The sequence below is a fragment of the Psychrobacter sp. BF1 genome (assembly GCF_019279065.1).
GTDB classification, from domain to species: Bacteria; Pseudomonadota; Gammaproteobacteria; order Pseudomonadales; family Moraxellaceae; genus Psychrobacter; species Psychrobacter urativorans.
Genome location: NZ_JAGYWV010000002.1, coordinates 161,979 through 176,128, shown reverse-complemented (window position 1 = coordinate 176,128; position 14,150 = coordinate 161,979). Strand labels below are relative to the sequence as shown.

At 41.7% G+C, this 14,150-nt stretch carries 11 protein-coding genes; 4 read left to right on the top strand and 7 right to left on the bottom strand.

Features of this window, described 5'->3' with window-relative positions; all coding sequences use genetic code 11:
- Positions 1–139 precede the first annotated feature (139 nt).
- On the bottom strand, positions 140–1,261 hold the full coding sequence (locus KZA12_RS03640) for a PilT/PilU family type 4a pilus ATPase (protein WP_201621765.1): 1,122 nt from the start codon (positions 1,259–1,261) through the stop codon (positions 140–142).
- Between the two features lie 140 nt (positions 1,262–1,401).
- Positions 1,402–2,439, bottom strand: a complete 1,038-nt coding sequence (locus tag KZA12_RS03635) for a type IV pilus twitching motility protein PilT (RefSeq protein WP_201621951.1) — start codon at positions 2,437–2,439, stop codon at positions 1,402–1,404.
- Between the two features lie 251 nt (positions 2,440–2,690).
- Between KZA12_RS03635 and KZA12_RS03630 the strand changes: the two genes are divergently transcribed.
- On the top strand, positions 2,691–3,482 hold the full coding sequence (locus tag KZA12_RS03630; RefSeq protein ID WP_218689264.1) for a YggS family pyridoxal phosphate-dependent enzyme: 792 nt from the start codon (positions 2,691–2,693) through the stop codon (positions 3,480–3,482).
- A gap of 205 nt (positions 3,483–3,687) precedes the next feature.
- Here KZA12_RS03630 and KZA12_RS03625 read toward each other — a convergent pair whose 3' ends face one another.
- Entirely contained in the window at positions 3,688–4,962 is a 1,275-nt protein-coding gene (locus KZA12_RS03625) for a hemolysin family protein (protein ID WP_201621767.1), read from the bottom strand.
- A gap of 261 nt (positions 4,963–5,223) precedes the next feature.
- Positions 5,224–6,915 (bottom strand): NAD+ synthase, encoded by a 1,692-nt coding sequence (locus KZA12_RS03620; protein WP_201621768.1) that lies wholly within the window; start codon positions 6,913–6,915, stop codon positions 5,224–5,226.
- Between the two features lie 798 nt (positions 6,916–7,713).
- On the opposite strand from KZA12_RS03620, the gene KZA12_RS03615 reads away from it, so the two are divergent.
- The 3 genes from KZA12_RS03615 (at position 7,714) to epmA (ending at position 11,197) form a co-directional block, all read left to right on the top strand.
- Positions 7,714–8,871 (top strand): AI-2E family transporter, encoded by a 1,158-nt coding sequence (locus KZA12_RS03615; RefSeq protein WP_201621769.1) that lies wholly within the window; start codon positions 7,714–7,716, stop codon positions 8,869–8,871.
- Between the two features lie 70 nt (positions 8,872–8,941).
- A complete protein-coding gene (locus KZA12_RS03610) occupies positions 8,942–10,063 on the top strand; it encodes a 4-phosphoerythronate dehydrogenase (RefSeq protein ID WP_218689263.1) in 1,122 nt (373 codons plus the stop codon).
- Between the two features lie 66 nt (positions 10,064–10,129).
- Positions 10,130–11,197, top strand: a complete 1,068-nt coding sequence (epmA, locus tag KZA12_RS03605; RefSeq protein WP_201621771.1) for an EF-P lysine aminoacylase EpmA — start codon at positions 10,130–10,132, stop codon at positions 11,195–11,197.
- 221 nt (positions 11,198–11,418) lie between these two features.
- Here epmA and KZA12_RS03600 read toward each other — a convergent pair whose 3' ends face one another.
- The 3 genes from KZA12_RS03600 to purE form a co-directional block, all read right to left on the bottom strand.
- Positions 11,419–11,868: a YaiI/YqxD family protein gene (locus KZA12_RS03600; protein ID WP_201621772.1), complete on the bottom strand. Its 450-nt coding sequence runs from the start codon at positions 11,866–11,868 to the stop codon at positions 11,419–11,421.
- Positions 11,868–13,265 carry a 5-(carboxyamino)imidazole ribonucleotide synthase gene (locus tag KZA12_RS03595; protein ID WP_256932812.1) on the bottom strand — a complete coding sequence of 466 codons (1,398 nt, stop codon included), beginning with the start codon at positions 13,263–13,265 and terminating at the stop codon, positions 11,868–11,870. The genes KZA12_RS03600 and KZA12_RS03595 overlap by 1 nt, the downstream gene beginning before the upstream one ends.
- A 248-nt stretch (positions 13,266–13,513) precedes the next feature.
- Complete coding sequence (purE, locus tag KZA12_RS03590) at positions 13,514–14,056, bottom strand: 5-(carboxyamino)imidazole ribonucleotide mutase (RefSeq protein WP_201621773.1); 543 nt, start codon at positions 14,054–14,056, stop codon at positions 13,514–13,516.
- Between the last annotated feature and the right edge of the window lie 94 nt (positions 14,057–14,150).

Below are 14,150 nucleotides of genomic sequence, written 5' to 3'. Positions count from 1 at the left end.
GCCCTTTCAAAGTTGGTTGGCAGTTGCTACTTTTCATTATTCGCCGTTATAAATACACTATCTAAACACTGATAGCTCAATAGCGGTGATTTGTTTAACCGCAGTTTATCAACGGCTAATGATAGCTTAATGCCAATAGTTAATTAGCATCTAAAGAAAGCTTTTCAATATTTTTATCTTTATGGTTATTACTATGTCTGCTATTGAGCTTGATCTGTAAACGCAGATCATTTGGTGAATCAGCATACTTAATAGCATCTTGGTAAGTGATCTCAGAGTTTTCGTACAAGTCGAACAGGGCTTGATCGAAAGTTTGCATACCAGTATTACGTGAACGAGCCATAACCTGTTTTATTTCGTGAATTTCACCCTTACGAATGTAATCACTTATCAGCTGCGAGTTTAGTAATATTTCAACAGCGGCGCGGCGTCCTCGACCATCTGGGGTAGGGATGAGTTGCTGAGCGACAATCGCTTGTAAGTTAAGTGATACATCCATAAAGAGCTGACTATGACGATCCGCCTCAAAAAAGTGAATAATTCGATCTATGGCTTGGTTGGCATTGTTAGCGTGCAAAGTTGCGAAAACTAAGTGGCCAGTTTCAGCGTATTGAATCGCATAGTTCATCACTTCACGATTACGAATTTCTCCGATTAGAATAACATCTGGTGCTTGACGCAGAGTATTTTTTAGACCTGTCTCAAAAGTTAAAGTATCGATACCCACTTCGCGCTGGGTGATAATACAGCCTTGATGCTGATGGATAAACTCTATAGGGTCTTCAATAGTAATAATGTGGCCATGCGAGTTACGATTACGATGTCCTATCATAGCAGCGAGGCTAGTAGACTTTCCTGTTCCTGTAGCACCCACTAACAATATAATGCCGCGGTTCTTCATGGCCAGTTGTTGCAATAATGGGGGTAAGCCTAGCTCATCAGTAGTAGGAATTTTATTTTCGATTTTTCGCAAAATCATACCTGGCATGTCACGCTGCCTAAAAGCACTGACTCGAAAGCGTGCGGTTTCTAAGTCATCGGTGATAGCAAACTGACATTCATTAGTCTCAGCAAACTCTTTACGCTGACATTCTGTCATTACGCCTCTGACTAAGGTTTCAACTTGCTTGCCTGTCAATGCAACTTTACCTACAGGATGGATGACACCGTTCATCTTCATCGATGGGGCGACATTGGCGGTAATAAATAAGTCAGAGCCATTATTCGTAATCATCAGTTGTAATAGTTTATCGAAGTCCATAATGATAGTCGCATATAGATAAAAGTTAAAAAGGCTCAAAGTAATCAAGTCGATGTCAAAAAGCCATGAAGTCATTGAGCACTAAATGTTGAGTAACAAGTAACAAGTATTGAGCTATAAAAACTGCCTATAAAATCAAATTACAAGAACGCATCAGGTTGTTTGGCATAAGGACGAGCGACTTCTTTACTAATAGTGCCTTTGCTGATTAAGTTCTTTAGTGATTGGTCGAGGGTAATCATGCCTTCGCTAGCACCAGTTTGAATAGAGGAGTACATCTGCGCTACTTTGTTTTCGCGTATTAAATTACGGATAGCCGGCGTACCAAGCATGATTTCGTGGGCAGCGACACGGCCACCTGTTTTGCGTGGCAATAGAGTTTGCGAGATAACGGCTTGCAAGGATTCAGATAACATAGCTCGAATCATAGATTTTTCTGCCGCAGGAAACACATCAATAACCCGGTCGATAGTTTTGGCGGCTGAGCTAGTGTGTAAGGTGGCGAATACTAAATGTCCAGTCTCAGCAGCAGTCAAGGCCAAACGTATGGTCTCAAGGTCACGTAGCTCACCGACCAAAATCACATCTGGATCTTCGCGCAAAGCTGAGCGTAGGGCTGGTTCAAAGCCCAAAGTATCACGGTGCACTTCACGCTGGTTAATTAGACTTTTTTTGGACTCATGAACAAATTCAATCGGGTCTTCGATAATTAGGATATGCTCTTTACGGGTCTCATTAATGTAATCAACCATAGCGGCTAAGGTCGTTGATTTACCAGAGCCGGTAGGACCAGTGACTAGTACTACTCCACGCTTAAAGTCAGATACCTGTTTGAAGACCTCACCCATATCTAAGTCATCCATGGACAAAACTTTGGAGGGGATAGTACGAAAAACAGCGCCGGCACCCCGGTTTTGGTTAAAAGCATTTACTCGAAAACGGGCTAAATTAGGTATCTCGAAAGAAAAGTCGGTCTCAAAAAACTGTTCAAAATCTGCTCGCTGCTTATCATTCATGATAGCGTAGATCAGCTGATGAACGACTTGATGGTTCATTGCTGGCATATTAATACGAGTCATCTCGCCATCCACTCGAATAATTGCTGGCATTCCTGCCGAAATATGTAAATCTGATGCTTGGTGCTTGACCGCAAAACGTAGCAAGTCTTCAATGCTCAAACTGCTTTTTTCAGACATAATTAACGATTCCTAATGGTCAATAAAATACAACGCTGTACCCTCTAAGCTTATATTTACAAAGAGCAAGGATGGTTTTATGTTAATCTGCTATGGCTATGATTGAACAAATATTCACATAGTAAGTAAGGTAATGTAACAATATAATAACAATACTAGTCACACTTAACCATCTATTAGCGCATACCAAGGCAAAAATAGATTTCTATAGAAACTTCCGATACGAGTATTTTATGAATAGTTCTTTGGTTAATCCTAAAAATAACAACGATGCAAATACAGCAAGTAATAATGACCAAGCTAATAAGAGCGATAGTGATTACCGTCAACTGCTTAGTAACTGGCAACAAGTAAGTGCTCAAGTTATGCAAGCTTGTGAGCAGGCCTCTCAACAACCGGAATCCAAATCAGCGAGTAAAGTGACCTTATTAGCTGTGTCTAAGACTAAGCCTGCTGAGATGATTGCTACTTTAGCTAAGCAAGGTCAGCGTGAATTTGGAGAGAACTACCTACAAGAAGCCGTCGATAAGATAACTACCTTGCGGGCAGACCCTGAAGTTGCCGCTATTGTTTGGCATTATATTGGCAGTATTCAGCGCAACAAAACTCGTGATATAGCGGAGAACTTTGATTGGGTGCAGACTGTTGAACGTGACATTATCGCCAAGCGTTTAAATGATCAGCGCCCAGATGGTATGGCACCATTGAATGTCCTTATTCAGCTCAATATTGATAATGAAGATAGTAAATCAGGCTGCTTGCCTGCAGAGCTTGCTGATTTGATAGCTACTATCAAAAGTTATGAGCGCTTACAGCTGCGTGGACTTATGATAATTCCTGCCAAAGCAGATACTGATGCTTTTGCCCGTACTCAGCAGTTATTTAACGACATACAGCAGCAGTATCCAGAGCTCACTGCTTGGGACACGCTAAGTATGGGTATGAGTGATGATATGACTGAGGCGATTGCTAATGGCTCGACTATGGTACGAGTTGGCACCGCAATATTTGGTGCACGTGATTAGCCAGATGTTTTGTTTGAATGATTGTTGCTTAAAAAGAGTGGCTACTTGCACGAGCTGCTACTTAAAAAAGCTCTTGCTCGAAAGAACTGTTTGTTGCCATAAGCTGTTATTAAAACAGTTCTTTCTACTCTTTGTTTTTGTGCAAACGGTGTCTTATTTAAAGCTGGTCTTCTATAAATAGTATTTTATACAAACACGGTGCTGTTTAAACACCCTCCTCAGACTTAGTTACCAGCAGCTGATTGATTTTGAGTTTTTCAGTAGCAAGAATCTCAAAATGATAGTTGGCATAGTCAATACTGTCGGTCTTTTTGGGGATTTTGCGTAGCATATACATCATAAAGCCACTGATGGTTTCATAGTTTTGACTGTGCGGTAGATTGACGATACCAAGCGCTCTAATAACATCTTCAATCGGGGTCATACCGTCAATCAGCCACGAGTTATCAGTACGCTGAATGATAGGCTGCTCCTCTAAAGTAACTAGCTCGCCCATTACGATACTCATCACATCTTTTAGGGTAATAACGCCTACTACTAAAGCGTATTCATTAACGATGACCGCAAAATCTGCACCCGTTGATTTAAACGTTTCTAATACTTCAAATAGCGATAGCGTATTGGGAACGAACAGCGCAGGTTTTAGCAGTGCTTGATCGGTCAGGCACACCAGCTGTTGCTCAAGTACCGATGCCAAAAAACTGCGAGACTCAACATAGCCAATGATATTTTCTAAGTCGTCGTCGATACAAACTAAGAACTTATTGTGCGGCTGTCTAATCATCACGGCCACTATATGCTCAGTACTAGCCTTGCTATCAAAATAAACCACATGCTCGCGAGGGTTCATCACTGAAGTCACCGTGCGCTCTTGCATCTCAAAAATATTTTCAATCAAATGGTGTTCTTGATGCTTAATGACTCCTGCTTCTGCACCAGCATCCATCACCGCATAGATATCCTCTGAAGTCATATCATCTTGGCGAATAGTCGAAATACCTAGCGCTTTAAACAGTACGTTTGCTGCGCCATCGAATACCCAAATCATAGGCTTAAAAATAAAGATCAAAAATATCATTGGTCGTACTAGTTTGACAGAGACATTTTCAGAGTCTGACATAGCCAGCCGTCTGGGCATTAAGTCGGCGAGCAGTGAAAATACACTAGTGATAATGATAAACGACAGCACAGAGGCCACAGTTTCATTTTTGAATAATAGGGATAAATAAGGACTGATAGCTGATTCGCCAATCGCTCCAGCGGAGATAGCTACTGCATTGAGCACGACTTGCACTACGGTAATAAAGCTACCGGAATGTTGTTGCATATTGAGGACATCAAGGGCGCGTACTTCCCCTTCTTTGGCCATTACTTGTAACTTAATCTTGCGGCTGGCGGCAATGGCAATCTCCGCACCAGAAACGAAGGCACTCAGGGCCAGTAATAAAAATAGAAATACACTAGCGGTTAGCAAGCTCATGAAATACTCGGATAAATATAGATAGGGTTAGAGAAGATTATTGAAGCGATAATTAAGGGGACGATTAAGGCGGCTATTGGGATAAAGATAAAAAGTAACGACATAAAGTAAAAACGCAACATAAAAACAGGGACTAAAATTTATCAACAGGTAATAAAAAAGCTGGGCAAGCACCCAGCTAATTATTTCATCATTGATTTCGCTATAAGTCTGATTATCGGCTAGCTAGGGTTTAAGCTAGCTAGCCTCTATCTTTTATAGTTAGCCTTTTAGTGACCATTTATTTACTAAAGGATAGCGGCGTTCGCGCCCAAAAGCTTTGTGGCTGATCTTAGTACCAATAGGGGCTTGTAGACGCTTAAACTCGCTATGGTCGACCATCTTGATAGTTTTAGCGACTAAGTCTTCGTCAAAACCTTTAGATACGATATCCTGATAGCCCATATCTTCATCAATATATAAAGTGAGGATACCGTCTAATATGGCATAATCGGGCAGACTGTCTTGGTCGGTTTGATCAGCTCGTAGCTCAGCTGAAGGTGGGCGAGTGATGACTCGCTCAGGAATAACTGGGGTATCTTCTAAACGATTACGATAGCTGGCCAAGTCATAAACTTGGGTCTTATAAACGTCTTTTAATACGTCAAAACCACCCGCCATATCACCATATAAAGTAGAGTAGCCTACTGCTAATTCAGATTTGTTACCCGTAGTGATGACCAAATGACCAAACTTGTTCGATAACGCCATCAAGATCACTCCACGGGCGCGAGCTTGGATGTTCTCTTCGGTAGTGTCCGCTGGTGACTTATTGAATAATGGCGCAAGGGTATGACGAATACCTTCTACTGCATCAAAAATAGGGCAGACAGTATAAGAAACATTCAAACGACGCGCTTGTGCTTGGGCATCCTCTAAGCTGATTTTTGAGGTGTACTCATAAGGCATCATCACGGCATAGACTTTGTCTGCGCCTAAGGCATCGACAGCTATACATAAAGTCAGCGCTGAATCAATACCACCGGACAGACCAATAATCACCCCAGTAAAGCCTGAATTATTAACATAATCACGTAAGCCCACTACTAAGGCTTGATACATCTCAGACTCACGGCTCAATGACAGTGGCGCTTTAGCTTGAGTGTTAAAGGTACCAGTATTGACATCTAAAGTGGCTAGTAACAGCTGATTCATAAAGCGTGTAGCTTCGTGAGCAATAGTACCATTGGCTTGTACTGCCATTGAGCCACCGTCAAATACTAAATCATCTTGACCACCAACTGCATTAACATAAATAATCGGTAGCTTATTGTCACTACTGCGCTTGCTTAGCATAGCTTTGCGAGTATCTTGCTTTTCTCTTTGGAAAGGGGAAGCGTTGAGGCTAATAATTAGCTCTGCACCTTGCTCTTTTAGTTCTGCAATTAGGTTCTTTTCCCATAAGTCTTCACAGATAAGAAGACCTATAGTTATGCCTTTATAGTCAAATAAAACTTGGTTACGACCTTTATCAAAATAACGACGCTCGTCAAATACCCCATAATTAGGTAAGAATTGCTTATGATAAAAGCCCTTTTGATGGCCGTTATGCAGAATAGCTGCTGAGTTAAAAGTACCGTGATGATCCACATGAGGGTAACCAACAATCATGACGATATCTTCAATGTCACTTAAGTTCGATAAAGCGCTTTTGATACGACCTGAAAGACTAGGGCGTAGTAATAAATCTTGTGGAGGGTAACCTAAAAGCGCTAGTTCAGGGAAGATAATAACATCAGCACCTTGCTCACGTGCTTCTATTGCAAGCGCACGCATTTTTTCAGCATTGGCGGTAATGTCGCCGACTAAAAAGTGTGATTGAGCTAAAGCGAAAGTAATAGAGTTGGTCTTTGCAGATGGTTTTTCAGCAGTATTAGTAACAGGGGGATGAGCTTGGCTATTGTCTTTTGACATTGTTATTGTTATTGTTCCTATCAATATAGTATTTAAAATTTAGTGGATTATTATTTATTTGGATCGTCTAGTTAAAATGCTTATTTAGAATGTGCTGACCAAACTATAATATATGGCTTAGTTTTTTTAAAATAATTCAGTTATAGGGCTTAATGGTTTAACTTGTTTGTATAATTTATCGCTTATAATGTTTGGTAGCTAAAGTACCGAAATGGCCAGTAAGCTAGGCAAATAATAGGCAAAAAGTAAATACTTAGCTATTATTCGCAACTTTAGCACCAACGCAGGTCAGTGAATCTAGTGCTGAGACTAAGCTATATAGTTGTGCTAGCTAGCAAAAATATTGCCAAATAGGCAGCTAAAAAAAATCTCAATGGATTCCGTACGCACAAAATAATACCCTTAGTATAACATCAATTACTAATGCTAAGAGAACGCTGCGGTGTTTTTGCACGCTAAACAAAACTATCTTATTATCGACTTAAGTGAATTTTGCTTACTATTACTTTTAGTTTTATTTCAAGACTAAAGCGTGTTGAACATTCGACTGCAACAGGGTCTACTGCTCGTGGCTCAACACCGCCTTAACACACTACCTAAAACAAAATTGTAAGTAAAAATTACAACACAGTATTATTTATTCGTCTTATCTTATTGCATAATGGCTGCTGGTTGTTAAGATGTTTACTGGGCGCATAGGTATACAGTTTATAAACTTCTATTCATAGGCTTATGCCTACATATTCATATAATTCGCAGTAATATCCTATAAGGCTGTTATTGGTTGGTTCATACGCTATGATTGAAAACTGGACAAAAGAGGTCGTTATTCAGCGATTACTAGCCATTACGTTACTAGTGATACTGTTTATACTTTGCTTTCAAGTGGTGCAGTTCTTCATTGTACCAGCGCTTTGGGCTGCGATTTTGGCCTACGTTACTTTTCCTATTTATAAGTTTTTCCATGAAAAAGTAAAGTTCAGTTCAAATGTTAGTGCGGCCATTATGACCATCAGTATCTCGCTAATGATAGGCATACCCTTAGTCATAGCGATATTTATACTGCAACAAGAAGCGCTTAGCCTTTACACTAACCTCATTTATCGTATCAAGGTCGGCTATCTTGATATGCCTGATTCTCTTAAAAACTTACCAGTTATCGGTCAACAAATTCAAGATATCTTATGGAGAATAAATAAGAATCCTGAAGGTACTCTCGAAGCTTTTCGTGCTTGGATTCAGTCGCACTTATACTACGGCAAAGTGGCTCTTGATGTGTTGTTCAGCAGCCTTGCTAAATTAGGTATGGCTTTGATGACGCTTTACTTCTTTTACCGTGATGGTATCAGTCTAATACGGCAGATTCGTCAAGCCTTGCGCAATATCATCGGCAACCGTATTGATGGCTATATTGATTCTGTAGGCACTACCACGCGCGCTGTGGTTTATGGTATTGGTCTAACAGCATTAGCGCAGGCATTATTGGCAGGCGTTGGTTATTACTTTTCTGGTGCGCCTAGTCCTATCTTACTTACCCTCATCACTTTTGGAGTGGCGCTAATACCTTTTGGTACTCCGTTTGCGTGGGGCGCAGTATCGATTTGGCTGTTGAGTCAAGGTTATACTACTGAAGGTATTGGTCTGGCTTTATGGGGTGTTTTGGTGATCAGTTGGGTCGACAATCTTATTCGTCCTATCGTCATTAGTGGCGCTACTAAGATTCCTTTTATCATTATCTTTATCGGCGTATTAGGCGGTCTTACAGCTTTTGGTTTCGTTGGTTTGTTCATCGGCCCTGTAGTGCTAGCTATTGGCCTTGCTATTTGGCGCGAGTGGATATCACAGCATAAAAACGAGATTTTCGCCCCTAAGCAAGTCATATTAACTGATAATCAGATGTTACTAAACTTCGAGCAGCAGAACCAAGACGATAGTGAAAACCCTGCAAACAGTTAATAGCTGGTAATGATAAATGAATATTCCTACCTACCACTAATCCTATAACCATTAAGCTGGTGGCACTACTATGTTAACTAATAAACCGACTGTCCTTACTATCCTTGCCGATAGCAATATCGCTAGCCTTGATGACTTTTTTAATCCGCAAACCTTAGGTCAAGACCCAGCGCAGAATATAAAAATTATAAAAGCGATAGGCCGTGATATAGATGCGCAATTGCTAAGCGAGCTACAACCGGATGTATTGCTGATACGTTCAGTGACGTTAGTGGATGAGCAATTACTAGCTAATAATACTAGTGTCAAATTTGTTGGATCAGCCACTATTGGTACTGATCATGTCGATCAAGCTTATCTGGCTGAGCGTCATATCACTTTTGCTAATGCTGCTGGCTGTAGCAAACATTCCGTTGCCCAATATGTGTTAACAGCGATACTGACTTTGCAGCCACAGTACTGGCAGCAGCCGATGACCTTGGGTATTATTGGACTAGGGAATATTGGCAGTACGCTGGCTCAGTATGCTACTGATCTAGGCTGGCAAGTACTAGGTTACGATCCGTTGTTACCAGCATCAAAATATAATAATGCCAGCTTTGAGCAACTGCTTAGCCAAAGTGCTGCTATTAGTTTGCATGTACCTTTGACGGTTGCTGCTAATGGCAAAGCTATTAACAATGCTAGCGATTATCCAACTGAGCATCTTATTGACTCAGCAGCGCTGCAGCTTATGTCGCCCGATACGCTACTGATTAATAGTGCGCGTGGGCCTGTGATCGCCGAGGCAGCGCTAAAGGCCAATATTGAAAGTACTGGACGCCAAGTGGTACTAGATGTGTTCGAGCATGAGCCGCAAGTCGACAAGAGCTTGCTGGACCAATTAACTTTTGCCACGCCACACATTGCAGGCTATAGCGTAGAAGGTAAGCTGCGCGGCACCCAGATGATCTATGATGCTCTATGCGAGCAGTTGGCTGTCGAACCTGTGCAATCTATGCTGCACTTATTGCCAGTGAACTTGTACTTATGGTCTGAGCTTAAAGCCCATCCTGAGCGTTTAAATAAGTTTTATGATATCGCAAAAGATGACCGAGCATTGCGAGCAAAAATAGCGGATGGGCAAGTTAAAGGTGCTGACTTTGATCAGTTGCGTCGGGACTATCATTTGCGTCGTGAATGGCAGTCCTAACGGTTTCGTTTCTAATATTTAACATAAAAAATCTAGTTGATAACTACCAGTGAGCACTAGTATAAGATGAGCCTAAATAATGAGTCGCTGATAAAAGCTACAGATGATAAGGCGATTTATGAGCCTACAATGAGCTTAGCAATGGCGCACAAAAGAGCAAAAATGCTAGCTGACATCAGGCAGTTTTTTGCGCAGCGTCAAGTGTTAGAAGTGCAGACGCCTTTGTTATCACAAGCAGCAAATACTGACACTTTTTTGCAGTCAGTGGCTTGTAGGGTAACTTATCAGGACAAGCCTAGTGCTTACTATCTACATACCTCACCCGAATTCGCTATGAAACGTTTGCTCGCTAGTTGGCAAGTAGCGATATATCAAATCTGTCCAGTATTTCGTGATAACGAAATTGGTTCGCGCCATAACATTGAATTTACTATGCTCGAATGGTACCGACTAGGTTATAGCTTGACGGAGTTAGGTGAGGAGTTGGCAAAATTACTAGAGGTGCTGTACGGCTATCCGGTGGTTATGACTGACTATCGCTATATCGATGCGTTTATTGACTTTGTAGGTATTCATCCTCTCACCGCTAGTGTTACGGCATTGAGAGCTATAGCTGAGGATAAAGGCCTAGTCGCTAAAAGTTTTGCACCACCGTCCCACTCTGTAGAAAGTGAGGAGAGTATCAGCGCCATTTTAGAGGATGACGCTGACGATCGTCAACAGTGGCTGGATCTATTATTTAGTCACTTGGTAGAACCCAATCTAGGTCACGATTTACCTACTTTAATCATCGACTATCCTCCAGCTACTGCTGCACTAGCTAAGACTGATGTTGATAAAGACGGTAATCTTGTAGCCAAGCGCTTTGAGCTATATATAAATGGTATTGAGATTGCTAATGCTTACGATGAACTGGCCGATGGCGCAGCGCTGCAACAACGCTTTGAGCAGGACAATCTGTTACGTCAACAGCATGATTTAGCACAGATGCCTATTGACCAGCATCTAGTTGCTGCTTGTGATGACTTACCGGCTTGTAGTGGTATAGCCGTTGGTTTAGACAGACTATTGATGGTTATCTCAGGTGCCAAAAATCTACGAGAAGTGATCCCTTTCCCTAGTGATTTGGCCTAATAGCTAATAGCGAGTAACCAGTAATTAACAAGCTATCAGCAATACTCATTAATTATCAATCATCAATAGCTACACCATTTAAATAAACAAAAGAGCGTACAGGCCTTTTAGCTTGTACGCTCTTTTAAGTATCTGCTTGCATGATGGTATAGTCACCATGCAAAATACCTTTCGCAAGTAAAAAATTTACAATTTAAATTCAGTTCAAGCACGGGGTCTAATTAACGAACTAAGCGGTTCAGCCCATCAGCAAAAGACTTTTTATCACGGTCGCCATAAGGTTTCTGACCGCTCATCTCCTGCAATTCTAAAACGCCAGTACCACGCATAGTATCCATGAAGTCACGCATATTGAGCTTTTGCTTGATGTTATTATGATCGTAAATGACCCCACGTGAGGTCAGTACTTTGCCGCCTTTATCCAGAATATCATTGGCTAGTGGAATATCGCTAGTAATAGCCAAGTCTCCTGCTTGAATATTTTCGGCGATATAATCATCAGCTTTATCAAAACCTTGTGGCACCACGGTCATAATTAATAGCGGTGACTTACGTAATTTAATAGGCTGATTGGCGACGAATATTACGGTAGTCTGAGTACGTTCAGCTGTTTTAATAATCAAGTCTTTGGCTATTAGAGGTACTGAGTCAGCATCAACCCAAATCTGCATTATTTTTTCGCCTTATCAACAGTATGTTTTATAGATTTTGGCTTAGTAGTAGTTTTAGGCTCTGCTGTTTTGGTGGCATCAGCAGTATTACTAGCCATCACTATTTCAGCAGCACTTGACTGCTCTTGTTGCGAATCATTGCTTTTAGTATCGGTTACTAGGTCCGCTATCGCTTGGTTAATTAATAGTGAAGAGGGCTTTTTATCTAAGCCCATTTTATTAGGCATAATAGTGATCAGCTTAGCTAATGCCAGTTCTAAATCGGCAACATCATTGGGCATCAGGGTAATATGAGCAATCTTGCGATCTTCACGCTCAGCTTTATGATAGCTGTGATAGTGCGCCCCATCAATAGCCATTATTGCTTTAGTATCAGGATACTGCCCCAGTACGTTGAGCATAATGACCGGATGTATATTATCAGTATCTCCAAGTGGTAAACCGACCACCGCCCGTATGTGATTTTCAAACTGACTAGTAACAGCGCCTTCAATGCTCCAATGTCCAGAGTTATGCACTCTTGGAGCAATCTCATTCGCCAACAGGTAATCATTACCGCGCTCATCTTTAGTAACGAACAGCTCAAGCGCCATAACGCCTACGTAGTCGAGATGATTCATCAAAGTAGTCATGCTGCTCTGTGCTTGCGCAAACAAGTGGCTAGTGCCTACAGCTGGTGCTTGAGTTTTAGCCAACACACCTTGATAGTGATGGTTTTCCACCAAGTCATAACAGCGTACGGTACCGTCTTGGCCACGTGCTGCAATGATGGATACCTCACGGCTGAAGTTAATAAAGCCTTCGGCTATAAGTGGTGCTGGCAGTGAAGTAAGGCGACCATCGCCACTCACCGCAGCTTTGAGCTCTTGCCAAGCCAGCGCTATGTCACTTTGCTCTTTTATAACGTATTGACCTTTGCCATCATAGCCACCACGACTGGTTTTCAACACAATAGGCAGGCCCAAAGTACTGCAAGCTTGCTGCAAATCAGCTAGAGAGGAAACCGCTTTAAACGGTACAGTAGCGATGTCAAGATCATTGAATAATTGTTTTTCTTTTAAGCGGTCTTGCGCAATCTCAAGGGCGATAGGAGGTGGAAACATTCCCTGTTTTTGCTGGCTAGCAGAAAGTTTAGCCAAGCGTTCAACAGTCGCAGTAGGGGTGTTTTCAAACTCTAGCGTAAATACTTCAGCAGCAGCGATGAAATCCTCTAATTGATCACTAGTATAAACTCGACCATAGAGGCCAGCTGGACAATCAGCATTGTCCTCCAAAAACACGCACTGATAACCTAACGGCATAGCTGCTTGAGCTAGCATCATGCCGAGCTGACCACCGCCTAAGATACCGATAGTGCGAATAGTTTGAGTAACAGGATAAGCATTGGCTGTGGTCATAGCTGGCCTTTAAATTAATAAGATGATTTGAATGATTTAGTTAAGCAGACTCTACAATACTCTAGAATATTGCAGAGTCAAAATCTAGGGATAGCTCGCAGAGTAGTAAGGCTAATAAAATAGCAAAAGGTGCACTATAGGCACCTTGTCACTAAAACACTCATGTAAAAGACTTATACAAAGTAACCTTTACCTACAATAAAACCTATTTATTAGCAAGTAAGTTAGATACAGTAGCTGTTTTTTATTTACTGGTTAATGATGCCTGGGGTGGGGCTAGCTAAGATAGTTTCGGTTTGCTTTTGACGTAGGTCATGCAGTTTGGTAGCTAGCACCTTATCTTGTAGCGCCAAGATCTGAATAGCAAGCAAAGCGGCGTTATAAGCACCGGCACTACCGATCGCTAAAGTACCGACCGCCACGCCTTTAGGCATTTGAACGATAGATAATAAGCTATCCCAACCGCTGAGCATAGAGGACTTAACGGGTACACCCAATACTGGCAATGGCGTTTGGCTGGCACACATACCTGGTAAATGAGCAGCACCGCCCGCACCAGCTATAATCACTTGTAAGCCATTATCTTTGGCGGCTTTGGCATAATCAAACAATCGGTCAGGTGTTCGATGGGCTGAGACTACTTCGCATTCAAAAGCAACATCGAAGTCAGCTAATAGTTGTGCAGCAGCGCTCATAGTAGCCCAATCAGACTGCGAACCCATGATGATACCTACTTTGGCTGGGCCGGCAGGTGAGGTAATGGGATTAGGTTGGGTAGTGACAGTGCTCATGGCGCAATATCCTCAAAAAGACTATCATACAAAAATTCTACTACTGCCGTAAAGACAAGTTTGAGTGCTACTGTTAATAGAGCATAATTTAGCA

What these genes read in the sequence shown, in the direction of transcription:
- KZA12_RS03640 (WP_201621765.1), bottom strand. Translation starts at nt 1,261, where the DNA reads ATGGACTTCGATAAACTATTACAACTGATGATTACGAATAATGGCTCT.
- KZA12_RS03630 (WP_218689264.1), top strand. Translation starts at nt 2,691, where the DNA reads ATGAATAGTTCTTTGGTTAATCCTAAAAATAACAACGATGCAAATACA.
- KZA12_RS03625 (WP_201621767.1), bottom strand. Translation starts at nt 4,962, where the DNA reads ATGAGCTTGCTAACCGCTAGTGTATTTCTATTTTTATTACTGGCCCTG.
- KZA12_RS03620 (WP_201621768.1), bottom strand. Translation starts at nt 6,915, where the DNA reads ATGTCAAAAGACAATAGCCAAGCTCATCCCCCTGTTACTAATACTGCT.
- KZA12_RS03615 (WP_201621769.1), top strand. Translation starts at nt 7,714, where the DNA reads ATGATTGAAAACTGGACAAAAGAGGTCGTTATTCAGCGATTACTAGCC.
- KZA12_RS03610 (WP_218689263.1), top strand. Translation starts at nt 8,942, where the DNA reads ATGTTAACTAATAAACCGACTGTCCTTACTATCCTTGCCGATAGCAAT.
- epmA (WP_201621771.1), top strand. Translation starts at nt 10,130, where the DNA reads ATGAGCCTAAATAATGAGTCGCTGATAAAAGCTACAGATGATAAGGCG.
- KZA12_RS03600 (WP_201621772.1), bottom strand. Translation starts at nt 11,868, where the DNA reads ATGCAGATTTGGGTTGATGCTGACTCAGTACCTCTAATAGCCAAAGAC.
- KZA12_RS03595 (WP_256932812.1), bottom strand. Translation starts at nt 13,265, where the DNA reads ATGACCACAGCCAATGCTTATCCTGTTACTCAAACTATTCGCACTATC.
- purE (WP_201621773.1), bottom strand. Translation starts at nt 14,056, where the DNA reads ATGAGCACTGTCACTACCCAACCTAATCCCATTACCTCACCTGCCGGC.